At 64.9% G+C, this 23,349-nt stretch carries 23 protein-coding genes; 13 read left to right on the forward strand and 10 right to left on the reverse strand.

Going from position 1 to position 23,349, the window contains the following annotated elements; genetic code table 11:
• Positions 1-114 precede the first annotated feature (114 nt).
• From K414_RS0112390 to K414_RS0112400, 3 genes are read left to right on the forward strand one after another with little or no spacing between them, the layout of a single operon-like run.
• Positions 115-747, forward strand: a complete 633-nt coding sequence (locus K414_RS0112390) for an XRE family transcriptional regulator (RefSeq protein WP_027496228.1) — start codon at positions 115-117, stop codon at positions 745-747.
• A complete protein-coding gene (locus tag K414_RS26840; protein ID WP_037219189.1) occupies positions 744-1,589 on the forward strand; it encodes a carbon-nitrogen hydrolase family protein in 846 nt (281 codons plus the stop codon). The genes K414_RS0112390 and K414_RS26840 overlap by 4 nt, the downstream gene beginning before the upstream one ends.
• Positions 1,586-3,271: an NAD(P)/FAD-dependent oxidoreductase gene (locus K414_RS0112400; RefSeq protein ID WP_027496229.1), complete on the forward strand. Its 1,686-nt coding sequence runs from the start codon at positions 1,586-1,588 to the stop codon at positions 3,269-3,271. Before K414_RS26840 ends, K414_RS0112400 begins: the two co-directional genes overlap by 4 nt.
• Here the strand turns inward: K414_RS0112400 and K414_RS0112405 are convergent.
• Positions 3,268-3,978, reverse strand: coding sequence for a YoaK family protein (locus K414_RS0112405; protein ID WP_037219192.1), 711 nt, complete (start codon positions 3,976-3,978; stop codon positions 3,268-3,270). The two genes, K414_RS0112400 and K414_RS0112405, sit on opposite strands and share 4 nt — an antisense overlap.
• A 28-nt stretch (positions 3,979-4,006) precedes the next feature.
• The gene (locus K414_RS0112410; protein WP_032408053.1) at positions 4,007-5,503 is read right to left on the reverse strand and encodes a PucR family transcriptional regulator; all 1,497 of its coding nucleotides are present in this window, start codon (positions 5,501-5,503) and stop codon (positions 4,007-4,009) included.
• Between the two features lie 129 nt (positions 5,504-5,632).
• Here K414_RS0112410 and gabT point away from each other — a divergent pair, with 129 nt between their 5' ends.
• Positions 5,633-6,997 carry a 4-aminobutyrate--2-oxoglutarate transaminase gene (gene gabT / locus K414_RS0112415; protein WP_027496232.1) on the forward strand — a complete coding sequence of 455 codons (1,365 nt, stop codon included), beginning with the start codon at positions 5,633-5,635 and terminating at the stop codon, positions 6,995-6,997.
• A 1-nt stretch (position 6,998) separates the two neighbouring features.
• On the forward strand, positions 6,999-8,450 hold the full coding sequence (locus K414_RS0112420; protein WP_032408052.1) for an NAD-dependent succinate-semialdehyde dehydrogenase: 1,452 nt from the start codon (positions 6,999-7,001) through the stop codon (positions 8,448-8,450).
• 93 nt (positions 8,451-8,543) lie between these two features.
• Here K414_RS0112420 and K414_RS26845 read toward each other — a convergent pair whose 3' ends face one another.
• Both K414_RS26845 and K414_RS0112430 read right to left on the reverse strand, forming a co-directional pair.
• Positions 8,544-9,572 (reverse strand): Glu/Leu/Phe/Val dehydrogenase dimerization domain-containing protein, encoded by a 1,029-nt coding sequence (locus tag K414_RS26845; RefSeq protein WP_051365356.1) that lies wholly within the window; start codon positions 9,570-9,572, stop codon positions 8,544-8,546.
• 283 nt (positions 9,573-9,855) lie between these two features.
• On the reverse strand, positions 9,856-10,335 hold the full coding sequence (locus K414_RS0112430; protein ID WP_027496234.1) for an Lrp/AsnC family transcriptional regulator: 480 nt from the start codon (positions 10,333-10,335) through the stop codon (positions 9,856-9,858).
• A gap of 134 nt (positions 10,336-10,469) precedes the next feature.
• Between K414_RS0112430 and pdhA the strand changes: the two genes are divergently transcribed.
• From pdhA to K414_RS0112445, 3 genes are all read left to right on the forward strand, one after another.
• Positions 10,470-11,552, forward strand: coding sequence for a pyruvate dehydrogenase (acetyl-transferring) E1 component subunit alpha (pdhA, locus tag K414_RS0112435; RefSeq protein ID WP_027496235.1), 1,083 nt, complete (start codon positions 10,470-10,472; stop codon positions 11,550-11,552).
• A complete protein-coding gene (locus K414_RS0112440) occupies positions 11,549-12,553 on the forward strand; it encodes an alpha-ketoacid dehydrogenase subunit beta (RefSeq protein ID WP_032371090.1) in 1,005 nt (334 codons plus the stop codon). Before pdhA ends, K414_RS0112440 begins: the two co-directional genes overlap by 4 nt.
• 74 nt (positions 12,554-12,627) lie before the next feature.
• Entirely contained in the window at positions 12,628-13,977 is a 1,350-nt protein-coding gene (locus K414_RS0112445) for a dihydrolipoamide acetyltransferase family protein (protein ID WP_027496237.1), read from the forward strand.
• Between the two features lie 32 nt (positions 13,978-14,009).
• Here K414_RS0112445 and K414_RS26850 read toward each other — a convergent pair whose 3' ends face one another.
• A complete protein-coding gene (locus K414_RS26850; RefSeq protein WP_037219199.1) occupies positions 14,010-15,479 on the reverse strand; it encodes an MDR family MFS transporter in 1,470 nt (489 codons plus the stop codon).
• Positions 15,480-15,589: 110 nt separating this feature from the next.
• Here K414_RS26850 and K414_RS0112455 point away from each other — a divergent pair, with 110 nt between their 5' ends.
• Complete coding sequence (locus K414_RS0112455) at positions 15,590-16,237, forward strand: helix-turn-helix domain-containing protein (RefSeq protein ID WP_051365083.1); 648 nt, start codon at positions 15,590-15,592, stop codon at positions 16,235-16,237.
• Positions 16,238-16,304: 67 nt separating this feature from the next.
• Here K414_RS0112455 and K414_RS0112460 read toward each other — a convergent pair whose 3' ends face one another.
• Both K414_RS0112460 and K414_RS0112465 read right to left on the reverse strand, forming a co-directional pair.
• Positions 16,305-17,447, reverse strand: coding sequence for an FAD-binding oxidoreductase (locus K414_RS0112460; RefSeq protein WP_027496239.1), 1,143 nt, complete (start codon positions 17,445-17,447; stop codon positions 16,305-16,307).
• Entirely contained in the window at positions 17,444-17,941 is a 498-nt protein-coding gene (locus K414_RS0112465; protein ID WP_027496240.1) for an Lrp/AsnC family transcriptional regulator, read from the reverse strand. The genes K414_RS0112460 and K414_RS0112465 overlap by 4 nt, the downstream gene beginning before the upstream one ends.
• 166 nt (positions 17,942-18,107) lie before the next feature.
• Here K414_RS0112465 and K414_RS0112470 point away from each other — a divergent pair, with 166 nt between their 5' ends.
• Positions 18,108-18,680: an antibiotic biosynthesis monooxygenase gene (locus K414_RS0112470; protein WP_152530410.1), complete on the forward strand. Its 573-nt coding sequence runs from the start codon at positions 18,108-18,110 to the stop codon at positions 18,678-18,680.
• A gap of 46 nt (positions 18,681-18,726) precedes the next feature.
• A complete protein-coding gene (locus tag K414_RS0112475) occupies positions 18,727-19,251 on the forward strand; it encodes a peroxiredoxin (RefSeq protein WP_027496242.1) in 525 nt (174 codons plus the stop codon).
• Positions 19,252-19,254: 3 nt separating this feature from the next.
• Here K414_RS0112475 and K414_RS29770 read toward each other — a convergent pair whose 3' ends face one another.
• Entirely contained in the window at positions 19,255-19,377 is a 123-nt protein-coding gene (locus K414_RS29770) for a hypothetical protein (protein ID WP_255032376.1), read from the reverse strand.
• A 112-nt stretch (positions 19,378-19,489) separates the two neighbouring features.
• Here K414_RS29770 and K414_RS0112485 point away from each other — a divergent pair, with 112 nt between their 5' ends.
• Positions 19,490-20,608, forward strand: a complete 1,119-nt coding sequence (locus tag K414_RS0112485; RefSeq protein WP_027496243.1) for a methyltransferase — start codon at positions 19,490-19,492, stop codon at positions 20,606-20,608.
• 24 nt (positions 20,609-20,632) lie between these two features.
• On the opposite strand, the gene K414_RS0112490 is transcribed toward K414_RS0112485, so the two are convergent.
• The gene (locus K414_RS0112490) at positions 20,633-21,058 is read right to left on the reverse strand and encodes a hypothetical protein (RefSeq protein ID WP_027496244.1); all 426 of its coding nucleotides are present in this window, start codon (positions 21,056-21,058) and stop codon (positions 20,633-20,635) included.
• 197 nt (positions 21,059-21,255) lie between these two features.
• Between K414_RS0112490 and K414_RS0112495 the strand changes: the two genes are divergently transcribed.
• A complete protein-coding gene (locus K414_RS0112495) occupies positions 21,256-22,104 on the forward strand; it encodes a Bax inhibitor-1/YccA family protein (RefSeq protein WP_027496245.1) in 849 nt (282 codons plus the stop codon).
• An 86-nt stretch (positions 22,105-22,190) separates the two neighbouring features.
• On the opposite strand, the gene K414_RS26855 is transcribed toward K414_RS0112495, so the two are convergent.
• A complete protein-coding gene (locus K414_RS26855) occupies positions 22,191-23,312 on the reverse strand; it encodes a tyrosine-type recombinase/integrase (protein ID WP_237606175.1) in 1,122 nt (373 codons plus the stop codon).
• Positions 23,313-23,349: the final 37 nt, after the last annotated feature.

The following is a 23,349-nucleotide window of genomic DNA, read 5'->3' on the forward strand; positions in this document are numbered from 1 at the left end:
GAGATGTCCCTCCGCAGTCGAGCGCCCGGCCGTCGAAAGGTCGACCATGTCGCTCGGCAAGCGTTACTCTGATGCTCGGTCTTGTCAACACAAGTTTCCTGAAAGGCGAAAAGGGTGTCTTCAGCCGCGCAGGTCGACGTCGATGCGCCACGAATCGGTGCGCGCCTGAAGGAGGCGCGCCTGAAGAAGCGGCTGACGCTCGACGCGCTCGCCTACACCTGCGGGGTCACCAAGGGGTATCTGTCCAAGCTCGAGCGCGATCAGGTGAACGCATCGGTCGCATCCCTGGTTAGAGTCTGCGCCGCGCTCGACGTACCGGTCGGCTCGCTGTTCGACGACGCACCCGTCGGCGAAGTGGTACGCGCACAGTCGTTGCCGCGCATCATGTTCGGTGGAGTACAGATGACCGAGTATCTGCTGACGCCGGTAGGGGAGCGTCGCGTCCAGGTGTTGTTGGGGCATATCGAACACGGCGGCGGGAGTGGGTCCGAGGCGTACACGCTGCCGCTCGACGTGAGCTTCGTGTACGTGATCGACGGCGAGCTCCGGGTGATCTTCGACGCCGATCCTGGCGCGGACTTCGGCGGGGACGACATCTCTCTCGGGGCGGGGGACGCCTTCACGTTCTCGCCGCGCCGTCGGCACAGTTTCCGCAGCGACAGCAGCGGTGGAGCGCGAGTGTTGTGGGTGCTGGCACCAGCCCTGCCCGAAGAATTGCCGATCGGAAAGCCGGGGTTGAATCGGTGACGAACACCGTCTCGCTCTATCAGGGGCCGGAGGACTCCGGCGATGTCGAGTCGAACCTGACGGCACTCGATGCTGCGGCTGCGGCTGCCGCGGCGGCAGGTGCATCGATCCTGGTCACTCCGGAGATGTCGGTCAGCGGTTACGACATCGGTGAACTCGTCGTCGACCGTGCCGAACCGTTCGACGGGCCGATCTTCGGGAGGGTCGCACAGATCGCCCGTGCTCACGGCGTCGCGATCGTGTACGGATATCCCGAACGCAGCGGCGAGTCGGTGTACAACGCCGTTCAGGTCGTCGACGCGACCGGTACGTCACTGGCGCGTTACCGCAAGACGCACCTGTTCGGTGAGCTCGATCGTGCCCACTTCACCCCAGGCCAGGAGTTGGTGGTGCAGTTCGACTTCGAAGATCTGCGCTGCGGTCTGCTCACCTGTTACGACGTCGAATTTCCGGAGACCGTCCGCGCGCACGCCGACGCGGGTACGCAATGGTTGATCGTCCCGACCGGTCTGATGTCGCCATTCGAGATCATCGCAACCCACGTGGTTCCCACGCGGGCCTACGAGAGCCAGGTGTTCGTCACCTACGTCAACCGCTGTGGCACCGAGTCGAGCCTGACCTATTGCGGCCTGACGTGCGCCGTTGCTCCCGATGGCACCGACATCGCCAGAGCCGGTGTGCACGAGCAACTGTTGACGGTGCACTTGGACCCCGCCGACCTCGACAGGTCCCGAGCGATCAACACCCACCTTTCCGACCGACGTCCGGATCTGTATCGGACGGCACCTCGTCCCGCAGGGACCGCAGGCCCGGTACGAGCCGAGCAGGAGAACGACAGATGACCACACCCGTCACCCCGGACAGCGCGATCGAGCCCGAGGACGAACAACCGCTCACCATGTTCGGGCCGGACTTTCCGTTCGCCTACGACGATTACCTCGCCCACCCGGCCGGCCTGGGTAGCGTTCCCGACGCCGCACTCGGTACCCGAGTCGCGGTGGTCGGCGGCGGACTCGCAGGAATGGTCGTGGCCCGCGAGTTGCTTCGGCTCGGCCTGGAACCGGTTGTCTACGAATCGGATCGAATCGGCGGCCGCATGCGATCGGTGCCGTTCGAGGGGCATCCGGGTGTGGTCGCCGAAATGGGCGCGATGCGGTTTCCGCCGTCCTCGACCGCGTTGTTCCACTACCTCGACTCCGTCGGGCTCGAGACGACACCGTTCCCGAACCCGTTGGCCGAGGCGACCCCCAGTACGGTGATCGATCTCAAGGGCACCAGCCACTACGCCCGCAAGCTCGAGGATCTCCCGCCGATCTTCGCCGAGGTCGCCGACGCATGGAACAGAACGCTCGAGGAGCACGCCGAACTGATTCCGCTGCAGCGTGCCATCCGCAGGCGGGACGCGGCCGAGATCAAGCGCATCTGGAACGAACTGATCGTGAAATTCGACGATCAGACCTTCTACGGATTCCTCGCTGCGTCCGAGCATTTCTCGTCGTTTCGCATGCGAGAGTTGTTCGGCCAGGTCGGTTTCGGAACAGGAGGTTGGGACACCGACTATCCCAACTCCATTCTTGAGATCCTTCGTGTCGTCATCACCGCAGCCGACGATCACCACCGCGGCATAGTCGGCGGGTCACAGCAGCTGCCGATGCGGTTGTGGACCGACACACCCGCGGACCTGGCGCACTGGCCGGCGGGTACGTCGGTGTCCTCGGTGAACGGCGGCGCCACGATGCCGCGCGTCACCGAGATCAGGCGCACCGGGGGCGGCACCACGATCCACGACGACCGAGGAAACATCCGTACGTACGCGGCTGCGGTCGTGACCGCGCAGAGTTGGATGTTGCTCAGCAACATCAGATGCGACGACGATCTGTTCCCGATCGACCACTGGACCGCCATCGAACGTACCCACTACATGGGGTCGACGAAGGTCTTCGCACTCGTCGATCGGCCGTTCTGGAAAGACAAGGACCCGGTGACCGGGCGTGATCTGGTCAGCATGACGCTGACCGACCGGATGAGCCGCGGCACATACCTTCTCGATCAGGGCGAAGGAAAGCCGGGGCTGATCTGCCTGTCCTACACCTGGTCCGACGACTCGCTCAAACTGCTGGCTCTCGATCCCACCGAACGCATGAACATCATGTTGCGATCCCTCGAAGAGATCTACCCGGGTGTCGACTTTCGCAGCCACATCATCTCGACTCCGGTGACGCTGTCCTGGGAGACCGAGCGCGACTTCATGGGTGCGTTCAAGGCCAACCTGCCGGGGCACTACCGCTATCAGGAAAGACTGTTCACCCACTTCGTGCAGGACGAACTCGAACCCCGACACCGTGGCATCTTCCTTGCCGGCGACGACATCTCGTGGACCGCCGGTTGGGCGGAGGGCGCGATTCACACAGCACTGAACGCGGTGTGGGGCGTCGTACATCACCTGGGTGGCATCTCGGCACCGGACAACCCGGGCCCAGGGGACGTCTTCGACACCATCGCGCCGCTTCGACTGGGCGACTAACGCTTCGCTGCAGCCGATCGAGGTGGGCGTTCGTCGAACACGAACAGTGCCAGCGCGACGATCAGCATGACGGCCACCACCCAGATCGCGCGCAGAGCGAACAGCTCCACCGACACTGCGCCGAGTACAGCGCCGCCGAGAAACCCGGCGATGACCGTGCCGAACCGCCGAGCCCTGATCCCCGCCTCCCGATCATGCTCGACCACACGATGAAACGCCGCCATGGCCATGGTGCGGAGGTTGCCGGTCGTCATCGTCGTGTTGAACGGCGAATCCACCAACACCCGAAAGGTCGTCACCTGCACGCCCGCGACATGCGCGAGGATGACCGACACCACCGCATCGGGAACCATTGCCGGCAGAAACCCGACGATCACCAGAACCAGGATCTCGTAGCAGAGCACAGCCCGCACCGGCCTGCGCACGATCCTCTCGATCGCAGGCAACGCGATGAACTCGGCCGTCATGACACCCAGAACGAACGCCGTCAACGGCGGCAGGAACACCAGCGCCTCCACCCAACGCCCGCCCGCCACGTCCACGCCGAGCAGCACCACGTTGCCGGTCTGGGCACCGGCGAACACACCGCCGCGAGTGACGTAGGTGTACGCATCCAGAAATCCGCCCACAGCCGCCAGCAGCACTCCGAGCCGAACCGACTTCGCGGTGGCGACGGAGATCTGGGGTTCAGGACGAGGGGTGGTCATCGCGAAATCCTGACACAGAGGGGCGCGCTCATGCCGCAAGTAGGGAGAGCAGCAGTTCCGCTCGCACCCGCGCCGACGTCAGATCCACCCCCAGCAATTCCTCGCATCGTGTGATGCGGTTGCGCAAGGTGTGACGATGCACCGACAGGTGGGCAGCGGCGGTTTCCCAGTGCCCGTTGGCTTCCAGGAACGCTCGAAGCGAACCCACCAGATCCGCGGTGTGAGTGCGGTCGTACTCGGCCAGTACGGCGATGGTGACGGCAGCCATGGCACGCAACGATTCCCGAACCGGTTCCGACGCCAGCAGCATCGACCCGGTGAAGTGGACGACCCGATCACCGGGACCGGCCGCCGCGCACGCGAGCCGCGCTTGTCTGAGCGCGGTGGGGGCCTCGGTAATGTGCATGTCGGTGCCGACCCCCGCACACACCGAACGGGGGAGCGAATTCATCAGCTGCGCAACGAAAGTCGCGTCGTCGCCGGGTAGCAGCATCTCGGCACCGTCGTCGGTGGACCTGACGAACGTCGGCCGTGCGTGGGCGCGGAACTGAGCATCGACGGCATCGGCGATGGAACCCGTCCGCCCCGTCGCGCCGCGGAGAACCACCACGGTGATGCGGGAGTCGTCGTCGGCCGCGTCGGCGAGATAGCTCGGTACCTGCGTGTCACCGGGGGACAGGAGATGCCCGTCGAGGAGAAGTCCGAGCGCGCGCGAGTTGAGGGCCGTCTGCTCCGCGCGCAGCCGCGCGGGCTTTTCCAGTTCGAGGGTTATCAGCGACACCGCATGCCCGAGCAATATCTGCTCGACTCCCGTCACGGGCCCCTTCGTGCGAATTGCGAGAAAGCTCGGCGCACTGGCGGTGATCGGTACCGAGTGCAGGCTCACGGTGCGGCCCGGCTCGCTCACCGACACCGTCGCGGGTGACGACGACGGACGGATACTGGCGGCGATCTCGCGGGCCTGCGCGATCAGATCCGCCGCGTCGACCGGATGAAACGACTCGGTGCGATGTCCGATGAGCGCGACGGAGGTGGAGGTGGCGACCGCCAATTCGCGCACGATCGCGTCGACGCCGCCGTGCAGTGCGGCGCGGGTGATGCGGCTCTGTACCGACGCCGCCCGCAGGACTTCCTCGTACTCCTGCTCGGCGATGCGTGTGGTGACCGCCCGAATGACCGCGGCGAAGGGAGTGTCGTAGGGAACCTCGACGACGGGTAGCCCGACCTCGTCTGCCGCGTCGAGAAGTTCTCGTGGAATCACGCTGTGCGAGAGACCGGTTCCGAATCCGAGGCAGGCAACCCCTGCCGTTCGGAGGGTGCGGACGTACTGCGCGAGTGCGGGGCCGCCGGAGTCGAAGCCGAGACCTGTCGTGAGGATCAGCTCGCCGCCGGACAACCACGGACTCGGATCGGTGAGCTCGGTCGCCTGCGCGAAGGTGATGGCGGCACCGCTGCGTTCGGGCCCGCCGCGATGACTCAGCCGGAGGTCGCGTTGTCTCAACAACCAGGAAATCTGCACACTCACCTGTCGCACTGTAATCGTGCCTGACGAAATGGCGTGTGCTTCTGCACCTGAATGTACGTATCGGCAGTCTCCGGTCGCCCCTCGCGGTCGCATACTTGCTGCACAGAGACCAACCCGAAAGGTGCGACCATGGCTTCGATCGAATACCGACTTCCGCAGGAGCGCAGGATCGTCACCGCGTTCCCCGGCCCGAAATCGTCGGCTCTGGCCGAGCGCCGCAAGGCCGTCGTCGGTGCAGGCGTCGCATCGACGCTGCCGGTGTACGTGGCCGACGCAGACGGCGGCGTCGTGGTCGACGTCGACGGCAATTCGTTGATCGACCTCGGTGCCGGTATCGCCGTGACGACCGTCGGTGCGTCGAATCCGGCTGTCGTTGCCGCCGTGCAGGATCAGGTCGCTCACTTCACCCACACCTGCTTCATGATCGCGCCCTACGAGGGATACATCGCGGTCGCCGAGAAGTTGGCCGAACTCACCCCGGGAGATCACGACAAGCGCACCGTCCTGTTCAACAGTGGTGCCGAGGCCGTCGAGAACGCAGTCAAGATCGCCCGGCACGCCACCGGCCGCTCGGCCGTGGTCGTGTTCGACCACGCGTATCACGGCCGCACGAACCTGACGATGGCTCTGACCTCGAAGTCGATGCCGTACAAGAGTGGATTCGGGCCGTTCGCTCCCGAGGTCTATCGAGTTCCGATGTCGTACCCGTTCCGTGAAGGACTCGGTGCCGACGGATCGGCCGTCACCGGTGCACAGGCCGCCGCCCGTGCGATCTCCATGATCGAAAAGCAGGTCGGCGCAGACAATCTCGCGGCCATCCTGATCGAGCCGATCCAGGGTGAGGGCGGCTTCGTCGTGCCGGCGGACGGCTTCCTGCCTGCGCTGACCGAGTGGGCGCGCAAGCACGATGTCGTGTTCATCGCCGACGAGGTGCAGTCCGGATTCACCCGCACCGGTGCCTGGTTCGCCAGCGAGCACGAGGGCATCGTGCCGGACCTGATCACCATGGCCAAGGGCATCGCGGGCGGTATGCCACTGGCCGCGGTGACGGGCCGGGCCGATCTGATCGACGCCGTGCATCCCGGTGGGCTCGGCGGCACCTACGGAGGCAATCCCGTCGCATGCGCCGCTGCGCTGGCATCGATCGAACAGATGGAGACCCTCGACCTCAACGCCCGCGCTCGCGACATCGAACGCATCGTCGTCGATCGGCTCACGGCGTTGATGCCGGAGGTCGCGATCATGGGTGAGGTCCGAGGCCGCGGGGCCATGCTTGCCGTCGAACTCGTCGTACCGGGTGGACGTGAGCCGAACCCCGAGGCCACCAAAGCCGTTGCCGCTGCGGCACTCGCGGCAGGCGTGATCGTGTTGACGTGCGGAACCTACGGCAACGTCATCCGCCTGCTTCCGCCGCTGGTGATCTCCGACGAGTTGCTCGACGACGCACTCACGGTCCTCGAGAACGCACTGCGCGACGCTTCTAAGGGACTCTGACATGGCCGTCGAGCAACTGCTGTCCTCGCTGCCCACCGACCTGTGGCTCGGTGGAAAGCAGACCCCCGCGCAGTCGGGCGCGCGATTCGCCGTCCTGAATCCCGCCACCGGTGAGGAACTGACCACCGTCGCCGACGCAGGCGCAGCCGACGGCATCGCGGCCCTCGATCTCGCTGCCGCGGCGCAACCGGAGTGGGCGGCAACGCCTGCTCGGGAGCGAGCCGAGATTCTGCGGCGCGCCTTCGTCCTGTTGCAGGAACGTGCAGCCGATTTCGCTCTGCTGATGACCCTGGAAATGGGAAAGTCTTTGGCGGAGAGTCGCGGTGAAGTCAACTACGGCGGTGAATTCCTGCGCTGGTTCAGCGAGGAAGCGGTCCGGATCGGCGGCCGGTACACCCCTGCGCCCGCCGGTAACGGCCGCATCCTTGTCACCAAGATGCCGGTCGGCCCGGTACTCGCGATCACTCCGTGGAATTTCCCGCTGGCCATGGGAACTCGCAAGATCGGTCCCGCGCTCGCAGCGGGTTGCACCGTCATCGTCAAGCCGGCCGAGGACACCCCACTGACGATGCTCCTGCTCGGTCAGGTGTTCGCCGACGCCGGATTGCCCAGCGGTGTGCTGTCGGTGCTCCCGGCCTCGGACGCTGCATCCGTCACCGGTCCGCTGATGGACGACCCCAGACTGCGGAAGGTCACCTTCACCGGATCGACCGGAGTGGGAAAGCTGTTGGTGCGCAATGCAGCCGACCGACTGCTCCGGACATCGATGGAGCTCGGCGGCAATGCGCCGTTCATCGTCTTCGAAGACGCGAACATCGATGCCGCCGTCGACGGAGCGATGCTGGCCAAGATGCGCAACGGTGGTGAGGCGTGCACTGCAGCAAACCGTCTGTACGTGGCCGAGCCCGTTCGCGAGGAATTCACCGAGAAGCTGACCGCGAGAATCGCAGCACTGACGGTCGGCCCCGGTGATCGCGAGGGTACCGACATCGGACCACTCATCAACGACAAGCAGCGACGGACGGTGTCGGCACTCGTCGACGATGCCGTTGCCAAGGGCGCCCGCATCCGCACCGGCGGATCGGCACCCGACGGTCCCGGGTTCTTCTTCACGCCCACTGTGCTCGACCGCATCCCGGCCGACGCAAACCTGTTGCGCGACGAGATCTTCGGGCCGGTTGCCGCCATCGTCGGATTCGAGACCGAGGACGAGGCCGTCGCCGCGGCCAACGACACCCGGTACGGATTGGTGGCCTATTTCTACACCGAGAGCCTCGATCGGGCTCTGCGGGTCTCGGCTGCTCTCGACACCGGCATGGTGGGGGTCAACCGGGGTGCCATCTCCGACGCCGCGGCCCCCTTCGGCGGTGTGAAGGAGTCGGGCTTCGGACGAGAGGGCGGCTCGGAAGGGATCGAGGAATACCTCGAGACCAAGTACATTGCGCTGCAGTAGACGGGCGCCGCAGTAGATCGCAGCGGTGCGCTCCACTCCTGAGGCCAGCGCGGTACATGCGCTGCCGGGTGGAGCGCACCGGGCGTGCGGTCCCTACCCTCGGGCGGCCGCAATTCGCCTCTCGGCCAGTCGGTCCGCGGCTGCTCCGAGCAGGATCCCTTCGCTGCGTGCCATGGCGAATATGCCGGCGACGGTAGTACGGATCTGTCCGATCGTTGCCATCACCTCGGCCGAATTTCGTCCGCGCAGTTCACCTTCCACCTGAATCAAGCCGCCGGCGTTGGCCACGTAGTCCGGTACCCAGACGATGCCCCGGGCGGCCAGCAGCGATTCGACGTCGGGCGTGAGCAGTTGATTGTTCGCGGCACCGCACACGATGGACGCCGACAGCCGGTCCACCGAGGACGCGTCGAGCGTTGCTTCCATGGCGCACGGGGCGTACACGTCGATGTCGGCTCCGATGATGTCGGTTCCGATCGTGACGCCGGGGAAGTCCTGGGCGATCCGTTCGAGGGCGGGTTCGTAGGAGTCGCTCACGAGCACGTCGGCACCCGCTCCGCGCAGGAGCGCCACCAGGTTGTAACCCACTTTGCCTACGCCTTCGACACCTACTCGTCTGCCGGTCAGATCGTCGGAGCCCCAGGTCGATTCGGCTGCTGCCAGCAGGGAGAGATAGACCCCGAGCGCCGTCTGTGGACCGCTGTCGCCGGTGCCGCCCGCGGTGGTGTTCTTACCGACGACGTAGGCCGTTTCTTCGGCGACGATATCGAGGTCGTCGCTGTTGGTGCCGACGTCGCCTGCCGTGACGTACGTGCCGCCGAGCGATTCGACGAACCGGCCGTAGGCCTCGAGCAATGTCGGGGTCTTGATGACGGTCGGGTCGCCGATGATGACTGCCTTCCCGCCGCCCAGATCGACCCCTGCGACAGCCGCCTTGTAGGTCATCCCGCGGGAGAGTCTCAATACATCGGTCACGGCGTCCTGCTCGGTTGCGTAGGGGTAGAAGCGAGTTCCGCCGAGTGCCGGTCCCAGCACGGTCGAGTGAATCGCGACGATCGCGCGCAGACCGGTGTCTCGATCGTGGCAGAACACCACGCGCTCGTGCGCGGAGTCGGATGGCATGTCGGGCCGGTCGAAGACACCGGGTGCGGCCGGTGCCGAAGCCGAATTCGCGGTCTGGGCAACAGAAGAGCGATGTCGAGTGGGTGTGACGGCAGAGTGGTCGGCAACGACGGACACAGTCGGTCTCTTTCGGTCAGGGGATGGGAGCAGATGCAGCGGCTACCCGGATGTCTTGTCCGTCACAGGGTGTCGCGCACGACGCAGACCGGTCAACCGGCATCGCTCGGACCGTGCAGATTGCGTGATGCGGTCGGTATCGGCCCGGCGGGGATGGTCGGGGTGCTCAGCGGCGGCCGTCGTCGGCGAGCTGTTCGAGCAACGGCTTGGTTCGGTACTGAATCAGCTCGGACATGGCAATCGACATGTTCGTCCGCTCGACGCCAGGAATGTCGAGGATCAGGCCGGCTATGCGGTACAGGTCGTCGGCGTCGACCGCCGCAATGCGGATGTGCATGTCCGCGGCACCGGACAGGCCGAACACCTCGAGTACCTCGGGGATCGTGCGGAGGTGCTCGGTGACCGCTGCCAACGTGTGCTGATTGACCTGAGCGGTCACGAAGGCCTGCAACGGACGTCCCAGCGACTTCGGCGGAATACGGTGATCGATGGGGGTGAGGGACCCCTTGTCGTCCCACCGCCCGAGGCGTGCCTGGACGGTGTTGCGGGACAGGCCCAACGTGGTGGCGAGTTCGACGCCGGTGGCTCGAGGCTTGGCGCAGAGGGCGAGGAGGAGTCGGGCGTCGGTCTTGTCGAGATCGGTCATTGCGCACTTCCTGTAGCTCGGTCGTTACCCGATATTGTGCACACTGCGTAATCCTGAAGTCATCACTTGTGCACGCTGGGCGTCGGTGGTGTCCTTGTGAAGGACATCACATCACGACGGAGAGTGCCACGGACATGAACACCACCTCGCTGATACAGCTGATCAAGGAATCCGGAACGGTGGTCCGCAACGAGACGTATTCACCTCTGGTCGCGGACATCGACACGGCTGCGATGAAGGAGATCTATCGCGATCTCGTGGTCGTCCGGCGCATCGACGCCGAGGCCACCGCGCTGCAGCGGCAAGGCGAGTTGGGGCTGTGGGCTCCGTTGCTCGGACAGGAAGCGGCGCAGGTCGGCTCGGCCCGCGCACTCGACTCCGAGGACTTCGTGTTCGCCAGCTACCGCGAGCACGGGGTGGCTTACTGCCGCGGAGTCGATCCCACTCGGATGCTCCGTTTCTGGCGGGGATCGACCCTGTCGGGATGGGACCCGTACGAATATCGAATGACTACGCCGGCGATCATCGTCGGTTCGCAGGGCCTGCACGCGACCGGATACGCGATCGGCATGCAGCTCGAGGGTGCCGACGGTGCGGCCATCACCTACTTCGGAGACGGAGCGACCAGCCAGGGCGATATCTCGGAGGCTCTCGGGTTCGCGGCCAGCTTCCATGCACCGGTGGTGTTCTTCTGCCAGAACAACCAGTGGGCGATCTCCGAACCGGTCACCGTGCAGACCAAGTCCACGATCGCGGCACGCGGTGAGGGATTCGGCATCCCATCGGTACGGGTCGACGGAAACGACGTCCTCGCGGTGCTGGCCGTGACCAGAGCAGCGCTGGCCCGCGCCCGTGAGGGCAGCGGCCCGACGCTCATCGAAGCCGTCACCTACCGCATGGGGCCGCACACCACGTCCGACGACCCGACGAGGTATCGATCCGGGGCCATGGACGACGAATGGCGTGCCAAGGATCCGATCGACCGAATCGAGAAGCTGCTCAGACGAATCGGCGTGTTCGACGACGAGTTCGTGGCATCGGTCCAGCGGACGGCGGACGACGTCGCCGCCGATCTGCGACGTGGATGCCTCGAGACCGTCGAACCCGCGGCGATGACGGTGTTCGACAACGTCTACGCCGACCCACACTCTCTGCTCGACGACGAGCGGGCCCAATTCGCCTCCTACCAAGCTGGATTCGAAGGAGTCACGTCATGACCACCCTGGAACGGCCCACCAGCCTGCCGCTCGGCAAAGCCATCAATGCCGGCCTGCGTCGTGCGATGGAGAACGACCCCAAGGTGTTGCTGATGGGCGAGGACATCGGCAAGCTCGGTGGCGTCTTCCGCATCACCGACGGCCTGCAGAAGGACTTCGGGCCCGGCCGAGTACTGGACATGCCGCTGGCCGAATCGGGCATCATCGGTACCGCTGTGGGCCTGGCGATGCGCGGATTCCGTCCCGTGTGCGAGATCCAGTTCGACGGCTTCATCTACCCGGCGTTCGATCAGATCGTGTCGCAGGTAGCCAAACTGCACTATCGCACGAGCGGAAATGTCAAGATCCCCATGACCATCCGAGTGCCCTATGGCGGTGGAATCGGTGCAGTGGAACATCATTCGGAATCACCGGAGGGCTACTTCGCCCAGACCGCCGGACTGCGCGTGGTGACCTGCAGCAACGCCGCCGACGGCTACTCGATGATCCAGCAGGCCATTGCCAGCGACGATCCCGTGCTGTTCTTCGAACCCAAACGTCGATACTGGGAGAAGAGTCCGATCGACCTCGGCGTCGACGATCTCGACACCGCCTTCCCGCTGCATCGGGCGCGGGTGGTCACCGAGGGCACCGACATCACACTGGTGGCCTACGGACCGTTGGTGTCCACTGCCCGTAAGGCAGCCGAAGTTGCGGCACACGAGGGTATCTCGATCGAGGTCATCGATCTGCGGTCGCTGTCGCCGATCGACTTCGAGACCGTCGAAGCGTCGGTGCGCAAGACCGGACGGCTCGTCGTCACACACGAGGCACCGGTCTTCATGGGCCTCGGCTCGGAGATAGCCGCTCGCATCTCCGAGCGGTGCTTCTACAACCTCGAAGCGCCGGTGCTGCGGGTCGGTGGATTCGGAACGCCGTACCCGGCGTCGAAACTCGAGAAGTTCTATCTTCCCGACGTCGACCGGATCCTCGACGCAGTGGACCGCTGCCGTTCCCACTGAGCTGCCGTTGCCCCTCGGCTGCCGTTTCGCCCCGATCACATCCTCCGCCGATACCGACCGAACAGGATTCGACGATGTCCACCATCAAGAGCTTTCCGCTGCCCGACCTGGGGGAGGGCCTCACCGAGGCCGACCTGTTGACCTGGCTCGTCGCGGTCGGTGACACCATCGAACTCAACCAGAACATCGCCGAGGTCGAGACGGCCAAGGCTGCGGTGGAATTGCCTTCTCCGTTCGCCGGTGTCGTTGCTGCCCTGCATGTTTCCGAGGGCGACACGGTGGAGGTCGGAGTGCCGATCATCGACATCAGAGTCGGCGGTGACGACGAACCGGTCGCTACCGATCCAGAGCAGTCCGTTTCCCCGATTCAGACCACGTCGTCCGGGGAGGACGAGGACGAGCGCGTCCCGGTCCTCGTGGGTTACGGCGTCGCGAAGGAAGGCTCGAGCCGACGCGGTGGCCGCGTCGACTCACCCGCGGCGTCCACGCCGAACGAGCAGAACGGAAAGCCGCTTGCGGCCCCACCGGTACGAAAGATGGCCAAGGACAACGGCATCGAATTGAACGAGCTGCCCGCGAGTGGACGCCACGGCGACGTCACCCGTCAGGACGTGGAGTCGTACCTGCAGGTCGGGACGGCTGTGCGGAGTGAGACCGATGTGCAGAGTGACACCGACGTGCAGCTCGAGACCGAGGTGCAGCAGTCGGTATCCGGGCGGACCGGTCGAGAGGAGCGCACTCCGATCAAGGGTGTACGCAAGCACACCGCCGAGGCCATGGTGCGAAGTGCGTTCACTGCACCTCACGTCACCGAATTCGTGACCGTCGACGTGACCGAGACGCTCGAACTCCTCGAGTCGCTGCGGTCCTCCACACACTTCCAGGACGTGCGTCTGACGCCGTTGGCTCTGGTGTCCAAAGCCGTTCTCGTCGCGCTGAAATCGAATCCGTCGCTGAACTCGAGCTGGGACGAGGCTGCGCAGGAGATCGTGACCAAGTACTACGTCAACCTCGGCATCGCGGCGGCGACACCCCGCGGATTGATGGTTCCCAACATCAAGAACGCTCACGAACTCTCTCTGGTGGACATCGCGCGTGCCCTGGCCGACCTGACGCGTATCGCGAAGGAGGGCAAGAGCAGTCCGGCCGATCTGGCCGACGGCACCATCACCATCACCAACGTGGGGGTGTTCGGAGTCGACGCAGGCACGCCGATCCTCAACCCGGGCGAGGCTGCCATCCTGTGCTTCGGGTCCATCCGTCGAACGCCGTGGGAACACAACGGCGAGATCGCTTTACGGTCGGTGACGACACTGTCTCTCTCGTTCGATCATCGACTGGTCGACGGCCAACAGGGGTCGGAATTCCTCGCCCTCGTCGGTCGTCTGCTGACTCACCCGATCGATCTGATCGCGCTCGGCTGACCGCGACGGCGCGGTGTGAATGCCGCCGGGGTTCAGTGCACCGGTTGCGCCGACACGGCCTCGTCTCGATCACTGCTTGCCTGTGCTCGGATGAAGAACGACGCAGCCACCGCGACCAGTGACACCGCCCCACCGCACAGGAATGCGGTGTGGATGCCTGCCTCGGAACCACCCACCTGCGTTGCCCCGTCGGAGATTCGGGCTGCTGCGGTGTTCGACATGACGGTGACGAACAACGCGGTTCCAGCGGCTCCGGCCAGCTGCTGCACGGTGTTGAAGATTGCGCTGCCGTGCGAGTACAGGCGGGTGGGAAGGGATCCGAGCGAGGAGGTCATCAGCGGAGTCATGATGAGCGCGAGCCCCGCCGAGAGCAGCATGTGGATACCGACGACCAGCGGTAGTGCCGACTGTGCGTCCAGCACCGTCATCGACCACAACGCGGCGCTCACCACCATGGCTCCGGGAATGACCAACGGGCGCGGCCCGATTCGGTCGAAGATGCGGCCGACGAAGGGGGCGAGCAGACCCATCAGCAATCCGCCGGGCAGGAGCATCAGGCCGGTTGCGAGGGTGTCGAGTCCGCGCACGTTCTGCAGATACATCGGCAGGAGGATCAGAGCACCGAACAGGGCCATCATCGAGATCGCGATCATGCCGAGTCCGATGCTGAAGGTGGGGGTGCGGAACGGACGCATGTCCAGCAGCGCGCCGCCGCGTTCCTGGCGGGCGATCTGCCGCAGCACGAAGACGACGAGTGCGATCACTCCCACCACCAACGGCAACCAGACCGGTACGACGGACTCCTCGGCAGAATGGCCGAGGCTGCTCAGGCCGTAGACGATGCCGCCGAACGCCAAGGCGGACAACACGACCGACGTGGGATCGAACGAAGGCTGTCCCGTCTCGGTCACGTTCTTCACCAGTGTGGTTCCGATGCCGAACGCGACGAGCGCGATGGGAAGCACCAGCCAGAACATCCAACGCCAATTCAGCGAGTCGAGAATGACTCCGGAGATGGTGGGGCCGACGGCAGGTGCGACGGCGATGACGATGGAGATCACACCCATCATCGCGCCGCGCTTGTGGGCCGGGACGACGGTGAGCACTGTGGTCATGAGCAGCGGCAGCATGATCGCCGTCCCGCTGGCCTGCGTGATGCGGCCGAGCAGAAGCAGCTCGAAACCGGGTGCCGAGGCCGCGAGCAGGGTGCCGACGGTGAACAGGGTCATCGCTGTCACGAACACCTGACGCAGCGTGAAGCGTTGGAACAGGTAGCCGGTGACGGGAATGACCACCGCCATGGTCAGTAGGAATCCGGTGGTGAGCCACTGGGCCGTCGTTGCCGTGATCTCGAGGTCGACCATCAGGGTCGGGAGCGCCACGCTCATGATCGTCTCGTTGAGGATCATGACGAAGGCCGCGATGACCAATATGCCGATCAGTAGCTTGCTGCCCGGCGCGAGTTGCTCGTCGGGGGTGCGGTCGGTCTCGGGTGAACTCATGTGTCTACAAACTTTCGCGTATGGGATCGAAGCGTGCAATCGTATGTAGATAGCTTCAATCATTATGACAGTGACTGTCAACTTGACGATTGCTGGTAAGTTGACAGCGGATGACGACCGCAGTCGACGGATGGACGAGGATGAGCGAACGAGTGCCGGACCTGCGAGAGCGACGTCGCCGAGACACTCGGCTCGAGATCACTCGCGCCGCACTCGAGCTGTTCGAGAAGCAGGGCTGCGCCGCGACCACGGTGGACGAGATCGCGCGCCGAGCGGGGGTGTCGCCCAGTACGTTCTTTCGCAGCTTCGCCTCGAAGGAGGAGTCCGTTCTCGGCATCGACCCTGATTTCGAGGTCGACTTCGACCAGTGGCTCGCCGCTACCGCGCCCGAGCACATCACGCTGCCTGGAATCGAAGCGTTGTACGAGCAGTCAGTCGAGCGACTGTCGACAGCGCCCGAGGAGGAACGCGACCGACTCCTACGCACTCGGCGACTGATCGGTATCGACGCGCATCTGCGGGCCGCAGCCTTCGCGGCCGACGCGATGACACTGTGCCGCGTCACCGATGCGGTGACCGAGCGTCTCGGTGACCACGAATCACGTTCGTATGCACGACTGTTGGTCGAAGGTGCCGGTATGGCCCTGCGTATCGCCTTCGACGACTGGGCGGTACGGATCGACGGCGGGCAGGATGCCGACCTGCTGGACATCTACCGGACGACAGTGCGCGATCTGCGACGCGTCGTCGCCGGCTGAGGTCTCACGTCGTGAGTGGAACTTCGTAGCCCAGGTCGAGTTTCCGCGCAAGTGGCGCGCAGCGCCTCTAGCCGAGACGGCGGGGCGACAGATCCGCTTCGAGAAGGCCGCGCTCGGCCACGTCGGCCGGAACCGGTTCTCCGCGAACGACAGCCGCGCCCACCCGGGCCAGCGCCGCGCACGTCTGGATTCCGTAGCCGCCCTGCCCGGCGCACCAGAAGAAGCCCTCGAGCTCGGGGTCGAACCCGACCACCGGGGTGCGATCGGGAACGAAGCTGCGCAGTCCGGCCCAGGACGAACGAACGTGTCGCGCAGTCAGGGTGGTCACCTCGGCGATGTCGTCGAACGCCCGCGCGATCTCCAGCTCGTCCGGACGGGCATCGCTCGGTTCGACCGCCGTCTCGTCGGCCGGCGAACACAACAGTTGTGCGCCTTCGGGTTTGATGTAGAACTTCTCGTCGATGTCGCTCAGTGTCGCCAGATTCTTTGTGTCCAGATCGTCGGGTGCGGCGACCATGAAGACCGACCTGCGCTTGGGAACCAAGCCGATGTGGCGGGCCCCGGCCATCGCACCGACGACATCCGCCCAGGCCCCTGCCGCGTTCACGACCAGTGGAGCCCGATGAGTCGACCCGTCCGAGGTGCGTACGTGCCACAGACCGTTCAGGCGCTCGAGTTCGGTCACCGAGGCCTTGGTGTCGATCCGACCGCCCCGCTGTCGCAGACCTCCGACGAAGCCCTGATGCAGAGCATGGACGTCGACCTCCATCGAATGCGGTTCGTACAGAGCGCAATCGATCAGCTCGGGCCGTAGCGGTGGGAAGAATGTGCATGCGTCGGTGGGGGATACCAGCTGCGCGTCGGGAGTGAGGCGACTGACGTCGGTGTACATCGCTTCGAGGGCATCGCCGCGTCCCGTGGCCGCGAATTGCAACAGTGGACGCGGAGTGAGCAAATCCGACCGGAAGCAGTCGGGTGGGTTCACCAGAAAGTCTCGGCTGGCGGTCGTCAAGGCGCGAATCGTGCTGTTGCCGTACGTCTCCAGAAACAGAGCCGCGGATCGACCGGTGGTGTGGAACGCCAGCGTGGACTCACGCTCGAGCAGCGTGACACGGCGGTCGCCGGCGAGTTCGTATGCGAGTGAGACACCGCCGATGCCGCCGCCGATGACAACGACGTCCGAGAGGGCGGGCTGTTCGGTGGCGCTCATGGATGTCTCCTGTTCGGCTTCGGCGTGAACCACTGCGCTCCGGGGCCGACTGCTTCGTCGAAGATCAGCCACGTCCGCGTCGAGAGTATCCCGTCCAGCCCTTGCAACTTGTCGAGTACCAGGTGGCGCAATGCGGAGTTGTCCGGAGCGCGCACGAGGACCAAGGCGTCGAAGTCTCCGCCCATCAGGCTGACGTGTTCGACGAAGGGGAACGTGCTGAGGTCGTCGGCGACAGCCCGCCAGGAATCTTGCCGAATCGACAGTGCGACATACGCGGATGCGCCGAATCCGGCCTTCTCGTACGCGATGCGGGCGGTGAAACCCTCGATCACACCTTCGTCGACGAGGCGGTCGACGCGAACGTAGGCATGTGCGCGGGAAATGTGGGTGGCTTCGGCGAGGGCCCTCATGGACATGCGCCCGTCTCGGCTCAGTTCGGTGACGATCCGTCGGTCGACGTCGTCGAGTTCGTACTCGGTCTCGCTCGGTGCCATACGTCCACTCCAGACCGATCGCGATGGAAGCTCGTGGACGAATAGTCACTCAGCGCGCTCCAGTATGCCATCGGTCTGCAATCCGGTTCCTGATTTGATACTCGGTCCATTTCGACACAGTCTGTGTAGAACGCACCGACGACGAACCAGCGCAGGAGGGGACCCCATGGCCATGACCGACACGCTCGAGCACGTCACGACCTCGGTCGCACGACGCGTTCGCGAGGGACACGAGGCGGACTTCGTCGAATGGACCGACCGGGGCATCGAACTGGTGCGAACCTTCCCGGGCTTTCTCGGCGGAGGCTGGCTGCGCAGCTCGGCCGAATCCAGTGACTATCACGTGGTGTATCGATTCGAGACGCACGACCATCTCGGGGCGTGGTTGCGTTCGGAGGCGAGGCGCGATTGGCTCGGCCGCGGCCGACCGATAGCGGACGACGTTGTGACACATCGGCTTTCCGGCGTGGAGGGATGGTTCGAGCCACAGTCGAACCTGACCGACGCCGTGCGCGTCGTGGGCGGTCCGCCGCCGCGGTGGAAGCAAGCCGTGTCCATCGGTGTTGCGTTCTATGCCGTCAGCCTGTTGGTGAACCTCGTGATCACTCCACATCTGACCCACCTGAACGTGGCCCTGCGGACTGCGGTCGTAGTGATGATGTGCACTCCGCTGATGGTGTACGTGGTGATGCCGTTCGTCACCGCACGACTGCGAAAGTGGCTCGTACCGCGCGGTTGACGGCCACGGCCCTGCTCGTTGCGAGCCGAGCGGTACCCTCTGCGTCATGCGAATCGGACAGACCGCCCCGGATTTCGAGCTGCCCGATCATTCCGGTGAACGTCGTGCGCTCACCGAGCTCACGGCGTCGGGGCCGGTGGTCCTGTTCTTCTATCCGGCTGCGAACAGTCCGATCTGCACGGCCGAGGCGTGCCATTTTCGGGATCTGGGAGCGGAGTTCGGCAGGTTCGGTGCGCAGCGAGTGGGGATCAGCACCGATACCCGAGACAAGAACCAACATTTCGCGCTGCAGAGGTCGTTCGACTTCCCGTTGCTCTCGGATTCCGACGGTGCGGTGGCCGAACAGTTCGGAGTGCGGCGCGGCGGGTGGTTCGCCCGTAGGCGTCGACTTCGTGATTTCGAGCGCGGCCACTCGAACGTGGCTCGTCGCAGTTATCTACGGCAGTTGTTGTCCGTGAAGCGGACGACGTTCGTGATCGATCGGCACCGTACGGTGCGGATGGTGGTGCAGAGCGAGCGCGGTCACGTACACGCGACCAAGGCGCTGGAGTACCTGCGGTATCTGTCGTGAGGGTCAGTCGTTGGCACCGCTGAAAAGGGCCGTGTAGACGGCGGGCTTGGTCGCTTCGGCCGAGGCATCGGTCGATGCGTCGTCGGGATGGCTGAAGAGCGCCTCGTTCTTGTCTTTGTGTTCCATTCCCCGAGCATGCACCTCATCGGTCGCAATAGCCACTTGCCGCGCGGAACGGGCCGGTGAACCGTCGAAACGTCCGGTCGGGGCACAGCTGCCAGGGTGGAATACTGCCCGGGTGTCCGATGAAACGTTGTTCGAAGCTCTGCGGCGTGAGCCCGATGCCGAGGCACCCAATCTGCATGCGGTCGACGCGGCAGATCGTTTGCTGCTCGATACCGTCGACGAACTGGGGGTCGACCGCACGGAACCGATTGCTGTGATCGGCGATCGCTACGGCGCTCTGACTCTGGGTGCGGCGGCACTGGGGTTCACCGACGTGCGAGTGCACCAGGACGCTGTTACCGGCGTACGCGCTCTGGAGCTGAACGCGGCGCGTGTGTCGATGGTCGGCACGTACACCCACCACGGGCTGGGTGCGGAACTGCTCGACGGCGTCGGCACCGTGTTGATGCAGTTGCCACGAGGTCTGGCCGAGCTCACCGAGATCGCCGAGCACATCGCGGCGCATGCGCTCCAGAACGTCGTCGTCCTGGCCGGCGGCCGAGACAAACACATGACGCCTGCGATGAACGACATCCTCGGGCGGTCGTTCGAGACCGTCACGGCGGGTCGGGGACGGCAGAAGGCGCGGGTACTGACCGCGACCGGGGCAGTGGCGTCGGAGATGACGTATCCGGTCGACAAACGAATCGACGACCTCGGCCTGACGGTCGTGGCTCACGGCGCGGTCTTCGCCGGGGCCGGCCTCGATATCGGGACGAGATTCCTACTGGGGTTCGTGCCGAAGATGGCACCTCGCGCAACCAACGCCGTCGATCTGGGGTGCGGCAGTGGAATTCTCGCGACCGAATTGGCTCGAACCAGGCCCGGTCTCGAGGTGATCGCGACGGACCGATCCGCCGCTGCCATCGCGTCGGCCGCTGCCACCGCCGAGGCGAACGGGACGACGATCTCGGTGGTGGCCGACGACGCGATGTCGACGTTCGAGTCCCGGTCGGTCGATCTGATCGTCTGCAACCCGCCGTTCCACGAGGGCGCTGCGGTACACACAGGCGGGGCAGGCAAGTTGTTCGAGGCCGCCGGACGCGTGCTGCGGCCGGGCGGACAGCTGTGGACGGTGTTCAACACGCACCTGAACTATCGTCGGGCTCTCGCCGACGCCGTCGGGCCCACCGATCCGATGGGACGCAACACCAAGTTCACCGTCACTCGCTCGGTGCGCCCGAGCGAGTAACGGTGAGGACCAGATGCGAGAGCGTCAGGTGACGGGGCCGCCGTCTTCCGGGGTGCCGTCGATCTGGCCCCTGTCGCGCCCACGATCCTCGACGAGAGTCCCTTCGACGATCTCGGCCTGACGCTGGCCTTCCGCGTAATCGATGTCGGGATCCTCGTCGGACTCCTCGATGACGTGGTCGACCAGTTCTTCGGTCAGTTCGTCGTCCGGGGTCTCGGTGATCGGGCGGTCGAGATCCTCCTCGACGGCGATGTCGGGTTCTTCTTCGCTGAGCTTGAGGTCGAGGCTCTCGCCCTCGGCTGCTTCACGGGCGGTGGTGCCGAAACTGTTGGCTTCGCTCCAGTGGTCCGGGGGATCGACCACGGTGTCGCCGTCGTCGTTGCGCACCTCGTCGGAGTCGAGGCTTTCGCTTTGGTCCAAGGTCTGGTCGGGTCCGTCTTCGATTGCCATTTCCTCATAGTGCCCGTTTCGATTCGGTGTCACACACGCGGTCGTGGCTGCCTGTCGAGGGGCGACCCGGTAGAGTCCGTTTTGTCCGACGTAGAGGTTCTCGTCACGGGAACTTTTGTCCGGATGTCGAACGTTCTACTGATGACCGACGGGGAGATCCCCGGTGGGGATCAGAACTTACGAAGGGAAGAGACACGGTGCGCACCTCCAGCAACCCGGTGTTCCGCAACCTGCCCAAGCAGCAGGGCGGCGGATACGCCACATTCGGATCTGCGACGGCTGGAGCCTCGCAGGCCGCAACGTTCGGCCAGCATCCCGGAACACAGGCCGACCCGTACACAACGCAGCCCGCTCAGCGGGCCATGACGATCGACGACGTGGTCACCAAGACCGGCATCACCCTCGGTGTGCTCAGCGTCACGGCGATCATCTCGTACTTCCTGGTCTCGGGTAATCCGGGCTTGGCCATCCCCTTCGTGATCGGCGGCGGCCTCATCGGCTTCGGCTTGGTCATGTTCGCGACGTTCGGTCGCAAGATGGACAACAAGGCAATCGTGCTTGCCTACGCCGCGGCGGAAGGTGTGTTCCTCGGCGCGCTGTCGCTGATGTTCACCGACGTCTCGTTCGGCGGAGTCGGCGGATCGGCACTGATCGGCCAGGCCATCCTCGGCACGTTCGGCGTGTTCTTCGGCATGCTGATCGTCTACAAGACCGGCGCTATTCGCGTCACGCCGCGTCTGACTCGCATGATCGTCGGTGCCCTCATCGGTGTCGTCGTGCTCATGCTCGGCAACCTCGTCGCCAGCTTCTTCATGGACGGTGGATTCGGGCTGCGTGACGGCGGACCCATCGCCATCATCTTCAGCCTCGTCTGCATCGGCATTGCGGCGTTCAGCTTCCTGCTGGACTTCGACCAGGCCGATCAGCTGATCCGCGCACAGGCTCCGGAGAAGGCAGCCTGGGGCGTCGCCCTCGGTTTGACCATCACGTTGGTCTGGCTGTACGTCGAAATCCTGCGTCTGCTGAGCTACTTCCAGAACGACTAATACCGCTAGGTCTTCAAGACTTGATGACCTGTAGGCAAGCCCCTGACCTCCGCTTTCGACAGCGGGTCGGGGGCTTTGTCGTTGCGTCAGGCGCTGCCGATGACACGCTTTGACACAACTGCACCGTAACTCTGCGCCGCGGCCGTCATAGCGTCGTCCTGAGCGTGCAGATACACCTTGGCGGTGATGTCAGTCGACGCGTGGCCAAGCCACGCCGAGATCACTGCAAGGGGCACTCCCTGTAAGTGCATAAGCGTGCCGCAGGTGTGACGTGCATCGTGCAGTCGGATCCGCCGAACTCCAGCCGCCTTGCATGCTGCGATCCACCAGAATGTGAGGTTCGCTGGCGCTACCGAACGTCCCGCCTCGTCGACAACCACATGAGTACCCGGGCCGTACGACTCACCCAGCGCAAGCTTCTCCTCAGCCTGACGGCGTTTTGCAGTCTTCAGCGCCTCAGCAAGACCCGGCGCGAGGGGGAGTGTCCGCGATGACTTGCGGGATTTCGGAGTGCTGTCGTGGATGACGCCGCCCGTCGACACGCGGTTGTGTCGGATTGTCACCTTGCCCCCGGCGAGGTCGACGTCATTCCATTCGAGGCCGGCTACCTCTCCACGTCTGAGTCCTGACAGCGCCAGGTGCCAAGCGTGCTCGAGTCGGTTTAGCTCGACTGCGGCGAGGAGCCTTTGGACTTCGTCCGGTGTGTACGTGTCCATTTCCTTGTCGATCACCGGGAGGCGGTCCACCAAGTTGGCGACGTTGCGGGCAACGTTGCCTTGCCGCTGCTCTGAGTCGAGTACCTGGCCGAAGACCCGCAGCGCCATGTTCACTGATCGCGGCGACCATGGCCTGCGCGGCTTGCCCTCACCCTTGAGTAATCCTCCTTCAACGAGCTGGTCCACCACGACGTCGAGATCGGATTTGGTCACCTTCTGAATTGCCATGGGTCCGAGCTCGCCGCGGATTGGGGCGAGTGCATGCGTGTACCCGTACAGCGTCGTTGGTCGGATGCCGCGCTTCCCTTTGAGCCATTCGGCGCAGGCGGCCTCGACACTCCTGACGTTCTTTCCGACAAACACGCCGGCGGCGGCAGAACCCGAGATCGTGGCGAGTGCGGACCGCGCCTCGGACTCTTTCTCGAATCGGCGCTTGACCCAGCGTCGCTTACCGGTCGTGTCGGTCACGGCGGCGCGCAGTTCGTATCGCACCGACCTACCGTCTGCGAGAACTACTTTGCTGATCTGC

Origin of the sequence: Rhodococcus sp. JG-3 (genome assembly GCF_000482405.1) — a bacterium.
Lineage (GTDB): Bacteria > Actinomycetota > Actinomycetes > Mycobacteriales > Mycobacteriaceae > Rhodococcoides > Rhodococcoides fascians.

Bases quoted from the DNA above. Each gene is read 5' to 3' on its own strand.
- K414_RS0112445 (WP_027496237.1), top strand. From the start codon at position 12,628: ATGTCCACCATCAAGAGCTTTCCGCTGCCCGACCTGGGGGAGGGCCTC.
- K414_RS0112405 (WP_037219192.1), bottom strand. From the start codon at position 3,978: ATGACCACCCCTCGTCCTGAACCCCAGATCTCCGTCGCCACCGCGAAG.
- K414_RS0112430 (WP_027496234.1), bottom strand. From the start codon at position 10,335: ATGACCGATCTCGACAAGACCGACGCCCGACTCCTCCTCGCCCTCTGC.
- K414_RS0112465 (WP_027496240.1), bottom strand. From the start codon at position 17,941: ATGGCACCGAGCGAGACCGAGTACGAACTCGACGACGTCGACCGACGG.
- K414_RS0112400 (WP_027496229.1), top strand. From the start codon at position 1,586: ATGACCACACCCGTCACCCCGGACAGCGCGATCGAGCCCGAGGACGAA.
- K414_RS0112490 (WP_027496244.1), bottom strand. From the start codon at position 21,058: ATGGCAATCGAAGACGGACCCGACCAGACCTTGGACCAAAGCGAAAGC.
- K414_RS26845 (WP_051365356.1), bottom strand. From the start codon at position 9,572: ATGCCATCCGACTCCGCGCACGAGCGCGTGGTGTTCTGCCACGATCGA.
- pdhA (WP_027496235.1), top strand. From the start codon at position 10,470: ATGAACACCACCTCGCTGATACAGCTGATCAAGGAATCCGGAACGGTG.
- K414_RS0112440 (WP_032371090.1), top strand. From the start codon at position 11,549: ATGACCACCCTGGAACGGCCCACCAGCCTGCCGCTCGGCAAAGCCATC.
- K414_RS0112475 (WP_027496242.1), top strand. From the start codon at position 18,727: ATGCGAATCGGACAGACCGCCCCGGATTTCGAGCTGCCCGATCATTCC.
- K414_RS0112470 (WP_152530410.1), top strand. From the start codon at position 18,108: ATGGCCATGACCGACACGCTCGAGCACGTCACGACCTCGGTCGCACGA.
- gabT (WP_027496232.1), top strand. From the start codon at position 5,633: ATGGCTTCGATCGAATACCGACTTCCGCAGGAGCGCAGGATCGTCACC.
- K414_RS29770 (WP_255032376.1), bottom strand. From the start codon at position 19,377: ATGGAACACAAAGACAAGAACGAGGCGCTCTTCAGCCATCCCGACGAC.
- K414_RS26850 (WP_037219199.1), bottom strand. From the start codon at position 15,479: ATGAGTTCACCCGAGACCGACCGCACCCCCGACGAGCAACTCGCGCCG.
- K414_RS0112460 (WP_027496239.1), bottom strand. From the start codon at position 17,447: ATGAGCGCCACCGAACAGCCCGCCCTCTCGGACGTCGTTGTCATCGGC.
- K414_RS0112420 (WP_032408052.1), top strand. From the start codon at position 6,999: ATGGCCGTCGAGCAACTGCTGTCCTCGCTGCCCACCGACCTGTGGCTC.
- K414_RS0112455 (WP_051365083.1), top strand. From the start codon at position 15,590: ATGACGACCGCAGTCGACGGATGGACGAGGATGAGCGAACGAGTGCCG.